This window comes from Gordonia sp. (in: high G+C Gram-positive bacteria) (assembly GCF_049299075.1).
Classification (GTDB): domain Bacteria; phylum Actinomycetota; class Actinomycetes; order Mycobacteriales; family Mycobacteriaceae; genus Gordonia.
Genome location: NZ_JBAQWU010000504.1, coordinates 1 through 6,375, shown reverse-complemented (window position 1 = coordinate 6,375; position 6,375 = coordinate 1). Strand labels below are relative to the sequence as shown.

Here is a 6,375-nt window from a genome sequence, read left to right as displayed (position 1 = left end):
ATCCGATGCCGCCCAATCCGATGCCGCCGCGCGGAGGCCCGCGTCCGCCGCAGGGGCCCCCGCGTCAGGGGCCGCCGCCGCGCTGACCGAAATCAGGTCAGGAGCGTACCGCCGAGGGCTATTTGCCCTCGGCGCCCCGCGGAGAGTCTGATCCTGGGCGTGTACCGATCGGCACCACCAACGGGCCGCCGGACACCGGATCGTCGACCACGACGGACTTCAGCCCGAAGGCACGCTCCAGCAGGTCGGCGGTCAGGATCTCGCGCGGGGTGCCCTGGGTGATGACCGCACCGTCGGACATCACCACGATGTGGTCGCTGTAGCGGGCAGCGAGGTTCAGGTCGTGCAGCACCATGACAACGGTCTTGTGGTGCCGATGCTTGAGGTCGTGCACCAGGTCAAGGACCTCCACCGAGTGGGCGAGGTCAAGGTAGGTGGTGGGCTCGTCGAGCAGCAACAGATCGGTTTCCTGCGCCAAGGTGAGCGCGATCCACACCCGCTGGCGCTGACCACCGGACAGGGATTCGAGCGTGCGGTCGGCGAGTTCGGTGGTGCTGGTCAGTTCCAAGGCGCGGTCGATGGCGGCGGCGTCGTCGGACGTGGACTGCCGGTACCAGGACTGGTGCGGATGACGACCGCGGGCGACGAGGTCGGCGACGAGCAGGCCCTCTGGTGCGATCGGCTGCTGGGGGAGCAGCCCGAGGGTTTGCGCTACTTTCTTCGGCGGTAGGGAACGAATGTCGACGCCGTCGAGCTTCACGACCCCTGTCTGCGCGGGCAGCAACCGGGCCAGGGCGCGCAGCAGGGTGGATTTTCCGCAGCCGTTGGGGCCGATGATTGTGGTGATGGCACCGTCCGGGACGGCCAGATGCTGATGAGCAAGGACCGATCGGCCGTCGTAGCCGGCGGAGAGGTCGTCAGCGAGTAGGCGCGTCATGTCGTTGCCTTTCGTGCGGACTGGATCATCAGGTAGATCAGGAACGGTCCGCCGACGGCGGCGGTCACCACGCCGACGGGCAGGCCGCCGGGCAGCAGGGTGCGCGTGAGGATGTCGGCGAGGAGCACCAACACGGAACCGGTGAGCCCAGCCGCAACCGGAGTTGGCGTCGGTGTCCGGGTCAGCCGCATAGCTAACTGCGGGGCGAGTAACCCGACAAACGCGATCGGTCCGGCCGCCGCGACGGACAACGAAGCGACGACGACGGCCACGACCATCGTTCCGGAGATCGATAGTCCGACGCGCACGCCGAGGCTGCGCGCGGTGTCGACCCCCAGGCCCAGGGTGCGCAGATCGCGCGCCGAGATCAACGACCACACGACGCCGAGGACGACCGCGCACAGCGCCGCCGGGACCACCTGCCAGGTGGCGAACGAGACAGAACCGACGATCCACCGTTGGGCCCGGGCGGCGTCCCACTCTTGTGCGCGGGACAGCAGATATCCAGTGAGGGCTTGCAACATCCAGGTGAGGCCGACGCCGATCAGGATGAGCCGGAGCGTGCTCATCCCGATCTCGCTGCCGCGGCGGTAGCTCAGCGCATACATCAAGGTGGCCGCCGTCAGGCCGCCGATCAGTGCCGCCGTCGGAATGCCGAATCCAGCCAGGGCGCTGCCGCTCGCGGTGATGGTCAGCACCGCGCCCACGCTGGCGCCCGCGGTGATGCCGAGCAGGTCGGGGGTGGCCAGCGGATTGCGCGTGATGATCTGCGTGAGCCCGCCGGCCAGGCCGAGCCCGAAGCCGACCAGCAGGGCCACCAGAGCGCGGGGGAGCGCATCGTCGAATACCACGACATTCTCGATGCGGGTACCGCCGCCGAGCAGAATGCGCGCGACGTCGATCGGGGTGGTGAAGCCAACTGAGACACTCACCAGGAAGGCGACGACGACGGCGGTCAGCAGGGCGGCGCAGGTCAGCGCGAGGCGGCGGTCGAATGACCACGAGGCACGACCCACGGAGATCTCCAGACGCTGGCTCATACGGTTGGCAACCTCCGGCGCCGGACCATCAGCATCAGCATCGGCCCACCGACCAGGGCGAGCATCACTCCGGCCGGGACTTCCCCCGGTCGGGCCACCAGACGCCCGAGGACGTCGCAAGCGAGCAGTAGTGCCGCGCCCAGCATGGCTGAGTACGGCACGATCCAGCGGTAGTCCGGGCCGACGAGCAAGCGTGCCAGGTGCGGCACCATCAAGCCGAGAAAAACGATCGGGCCGCACGCTGCAGTGGCCCCGCCCGCCAGCAGGGTGATGGTCGCGATTCCGCTGATCCGGATCGCGAGCACTCGGCCGCCGAGCGCGGTCGCCATATCGTCGCCGAGGCTGAGCAGGTTGAGGAACCATCCGCCCGCCAGGGCCAGGACTAGACCGACCACGATGACTGGTGCCGTCGTCCACAGGATCTCGCTGCCGCGTCCGGCGAGGGCGCCGACGTTCCAGGTGCGCCAGACATTGAGCGAAGCGCCGTCGGTCAGCACGATTGCCGAGGTGACCGCCATCAGGAAAGCGGATAGGCCGGTGCCCGCAAGCACCAGAGTGAGCGGGGTGCCGCCGGACAGGTTCGCGACGGCGAAGACGGCGAGCGCGGCCAGGCCCGCGCCGATCAGGGCGGCCACGGTGTTGACCAGGGTGCTAGTGCTGCCGAAAACGAATACCCCGGTGACGACCGCGCAGGCGGCCCCAGCGTTGATCCCGAGCAGGCCGGGGTCGGCGAGCGGATTGCGGGTGTGGCCTTGGGTCAGCGCGCCGGCGGCGCCGAGGGCGAGGCCAGCGAAGACACCGAGGAAGGTGCGGGTCAGGCGATTGTCGATGAGCTTGACTAGTTCGCCGTCGACCGACGATGGATCGGTGAGGGCGGTCAGGATGGTGGCGAGGTCGAGGTCGTGCGGGCCGAGGCCCGATCCGCTGGCGATGGAGGTCAGACAGAGTGCGAGGAGCAGTGCACCGAGTGCCATCACTCCTGCCGCCCTTCCCATGAAGGTAAACCTTACCTACATAAATCAGTTGTCGCGGTTGGGGGGAGAATCGTTGAGTCTGATGTGCGGACGCCAGCTCCGCGGAGCATCATTCGGGGTGGACCAGTGTTGGCCTTCCCCGCCCAACTGGCGGGCGAATCAGCGCCGCACTGCCCGATAGCGGAGGGAAGAATGATGAGGAACAAGAACGTGACGCGTGCCGTGGCTGCCGCGGTGACGACCGGATTTATCGGCGCGGCACTGCTGGTGGGTACCGGTACCGCACACGCGGCCGGTGACCTGTCGGTCACCACCGCGGTGGTCTGCGAGAAAGCTCAGACGACAAAGAACATTCGCATGGTGACGGTGCGCAACGTCGGCGATGCGACGATCACCGGCGTGCGCGTCGGGATGGTGGCCGGTCCCGAGGTGTTGGTGCCGAAGTTGGAGCCCGGTGAGCCGCTGAAGCGCAACGGTGTGCTGATCTCGTCGGCCAAGGGGGTGTCGACGCCGGGGGTGCTGCTTCCGGGGGTTGAGGTGCTGATCGCCGAGATTACACCAGGCTGCGATGCGCCGTACGCCATCGTCGGCTATGCGATCGGCAACGAGATCGACAACGTTGTCAGCGCACCGAACGCCGCTTTCGACTGGGGTGTGGCCCCGCCGCCAGCCCAGGTGCGGTGACGAGGCGAATTCACTCGCGAAACTGCGGCGGCTCCGATTGGGGGCCGCCGCTCGTCGTCCGACGGATGAGGCGTGTGGAGGCGCCAAACTGTGGTGTCGGTAACGGGATTCTGAGCGATTCCGTAACAGTTGCTGTGACTCGGGCGATAGTTGAGACAAGGGCAGGCACTGTGGAGTGCGGCCTGAACCACAGGTGGCAGCCCCCGCGCTCGCCGAAGTCCAATCAATCGGGCGGTCTCGCGTTTCACGGACCGCCGAACGAAAGGTTCTGATCATGAAGAAGTTCCTGAAGCGCGCGACGCTCGCCGTCGCAGCCGCTGGTGCGCTTGGCGCCAGCACTCTGATGGCACCAGCCCCCGCGCAGGCGGCCGCTCCCGGTGATCTGCAGATCATTGGTGGCGTGAACTGCATTTTCAAGCCGTGGGGTCCGAACTGGACCTCCGGTCCGATCTGGCAGATGAACCGCTTCCTCGGCGTCACGAACACTGGTGATTTCCGGATGACCAACGTCCGGGTCACCGAGTTCAACGGCCCGACGAAGGCCGTGCCAGCGCGCAAGGGTGTCAAGACGCACGGGGCCGACGGCAAGACGATCACCGTCAACACCCAGCCCGGTGAGCTGTGGCCGGGTCAGACCTACATAGCGATCGACAACAAGTGGCGAGGCTGCTGGCCGGCCTCAATCTCGGGCTTCACCATCGGCAACGAGGTGGAGAACCCGCTGAACAACGTCGGCTACTGGGAGAACGTGGATCGCAAGGCGCTCCCGCGCTCCGGCGGCAACTGAGCGACCGCCTCGACTACGACGGCCCGCCACCTCTGACGAGGTTGGCGGGCCGTTGTGGTTTCACCGAAGCCGGATCGCTAGACCTTGTCCGGCTCGGAGGCGGCGAGCATCTCGTGCCGCTCGACGACCTTCTTGCGCTCGCGACCCTCGGCGGCACCGAGACTGCGCTCGAACTCGTCCAGACGATTCCAGCCGTCCCAGGTGGTGTACGGAATCTTTCGCGACTCCAGGAGGTCGATGATCGCCGACTCGGCCGGGGCCGCCGGCACATTCAGCACGCCGCTGACCATGTCCTCGACCAGGCACTCGACGGTCTCGTTGGCGTCACCCTTGGTGTGGCCGATCAGGCCGACGGGGCCACGCTTGATCCAGCCGGTGGTGTATAGGCCGGTGACCTGGGCGCCCTCGTCGAAGACTCGTCCGGCCTCGTTCGGGATGACGCCGGCTTGGCTGTCGAACGGGATCTCCGGGAGGTTGTCCGAGAGGTAGCCGACGGCGCGATACACGGCGCCGAGGTCCCAGTCGGTGTGCTTTCCGGTGCCCTTGACGTTGCCGGTCCCGTCGAGTTCGGTGCGTTCGGTGCGCAAGCCGACAACCTTGCCGTCGGCACCGAGGATCTCCACCGGGCTTTCGAAGAAGTGCAGGAAGAGCTTGTGGATGGCGCCCTGTTTGGGCTCGTGGATTGCGTAGTTCTCGATGATCGTGGCGACCTGGTCGGTGATCTTCGAGGTGCGGCGCGCGACGGCCGAACCCTCGTCGTACTCGATGTCCTCGGGATTGACCACGACCTCGATATTCGGCGAGTGGTCGAGCTCCTTGAGTTCGAGCGGCGTGAACTTGGCCTGCGCCGGACCGCGGCGGCCGAAGACATGCACCTCAACGGCCTTGTTGGCCTTCAGGCCCGCATAGACATTGTCCGGGATCTCGGTGGGCAGCAGCTCGTCGCCGGTCTTGGCGAGCACGCGGGCGACGTCGAGCGCGACATTGCCGACGCCGATGACGGCGACCTTCTCGGCTTCCAGTGGCCATTGCCGCGGGAAGTCCGGGTGGCCGTCGTACCAGGCGACAAATTCGGCGGCGCCGTAACTGCCGTCCAGGTCGACACCCGGGATCCCCAGGGCGCGGTCGTCGGTGGCGCCGGTGGAGAAGACCACGGCGTCGTAGTGCTGCTTCAGATCGGCGAGCGTGATGTCCGTGCCGTAGTCGATGTTGCCGAGCAGTCGGACCTGCGGCTTGTCGAGCACCTTGTGGAGGGCGTTGACGATGCCCTTGATCCGCGGGTGATCCGGTGCGACGCCGTACCGGATCAGGCCGAACGGCGCAGGCATGCGCTCGTACAGGTCGATGCTGACTCCGCGTTCGGCAGCGGTCTCTGACTTCATCAGCGCATCGGCGCAGTAGATGCCGGCCGGGCCCGCCCCGACGATGGCTACCCGCAACGGGCGGCTGTTCTCACTCATTTGACAGTCGATTCCTCAGCAGAGATGACATGGATGCTTCCACGGTATGCGCTGGTCGCGTCCGGCCAAAATTGACGACTGAGGCTTGCCTCACTAGGGGCGTTTTGCCTAAAACTCTTGACGGACCGGCGACGATCTGCCTGGAAGCCTCGAAGGGATGCCGGAAATATGTCAGCGTAGGTGCTCGATAGAATCGGCAACTATGAGCAAGCAGACGCCCGGCGGTGCCGACAATCCGGACGCCGATCGCCCAGACGACGACTACCCGGAAGCGCTCGCCGAGGAGTTCGGCGACGACGAGCCCGACCGCAGCCGGTGGCCGTTCCTGGCCGCGCTAGGCGTGGTCGTGGTGGGCGTGGCGATTGTGGTCGGCATCGCGCTGATCAACCCGCCCAGCGAGCGGCTCAACGATTCCACGCTGGTTCAATACACCGTCAACGATGCCTACACCGCGCGGAACACGCTCAACTATGAGCAGTACCGCAGTGCGCAC

6 protein-coding genes and 1 pseudogene are annotated in these 6,375 nt (G+C 66.7%); 3 read left to right on the top strand and 4 right to left on the bottom strand.

Annotation, left to right across the window (positions count from 1 at the left end; translation table 11 throughout):
• Positions 1-118: 118 nt before the first annotated feature.
• Genes WAW85_RS16010 through WAW85_RS16000 form a run of 3 tightly spaced genes read right to left on the bottom strand, consistent with a single transcriptional unit; the run spans position 119 to position 2,972 of the window.
• Positions 119-937: an ABC transporter ATP-binding protein gene (locus WAW85_RS16010; protein WP_422560580.1), complete on the bottom strand. Its 819-nt coding sequence runs from the start codon at positions 935-937 to the stop codon at positions 119-121.
• The gene (locus WAW85_RS16005; RefSeq protein ID WP_422560579.1) at positions 934-1,977 is read right to left on the bottom strand and encodes a FecCD family ABC transporter permease; all 1,044 of its coding nucleotides are present in this window, start codon (positions 1,975-1,977) and stop codon (positions 934-936) included. The genes WAW85_RS16010 and WAW85_RS16005 overlap by 4 nt, the downstream gene beginning before the upstream one ends.
• Positions 1,974-2,972, bottom strand: a complete 999-nt coding sequence (locus tag WAW85_RS16000; RefSeq protein ID WP_422560578.1) for a FecCD family ABC transporter permease — start codon at positions 2,970-2,972, stop codon at positions 1,974-1,976. Before WAW85_RS16000 ends, WAW85_RS16005 begins: the two co-directional genes overlap by 4 nt.
• A gap of 171 nt (positions 2,973-3,143) precedes the next feature.
• Between WAW85_RS16000 and WAW85_RS15995 the strand changes: the two genes are divergently transcribed.
• Entirely contained in the window at positions 3,144-3,635 is a 492-nt protein-coding gene (locus WAW85_RS15995) for a hypothetical protein (RefSeq protein ID WP_422560577.1), read from the top strand.
• A 274-nt stretch (positions 3,636-3,909) separates the two neighbouring features.
• Positions 3,910-4,422, top strand: a complete 513-nt coding sequence (locus WAW85_RS15990) for a hypothetical protein (RefSeq protein WP_422560576.1) — start codon at positions 3,910-3,912, stop codon at positions 4,420-4,422.
• Between the two features lie 77 nt (positions 4,423-4,499).
• Here WAW85_RS15990 and WAW85_RS15985 read toward each other — a convergent pair whose 3' ends face one another.
• On the bottom strand, positions 4,500-5,882 hold the full coding sequence (locus WAW85_RS15985; protein WP_422560575.1) for an FAD-dependent oxidoreductase: 1,383 nt from the start codon (positions 5,880-5,882) through the stop codon (positions 4,500-4,502).
• 202 nt (positions 5,883-6,084) lie between these two features.
• Here WAW85_RS15985 and WAW85_RS15980 point away from each other — a divergent pair.
• Positions 6,085-6,375 (top strand): annotated as a pseudogene (locus tag WAW85_RS15980) (hypothetical protein); the annotation flags it as partial.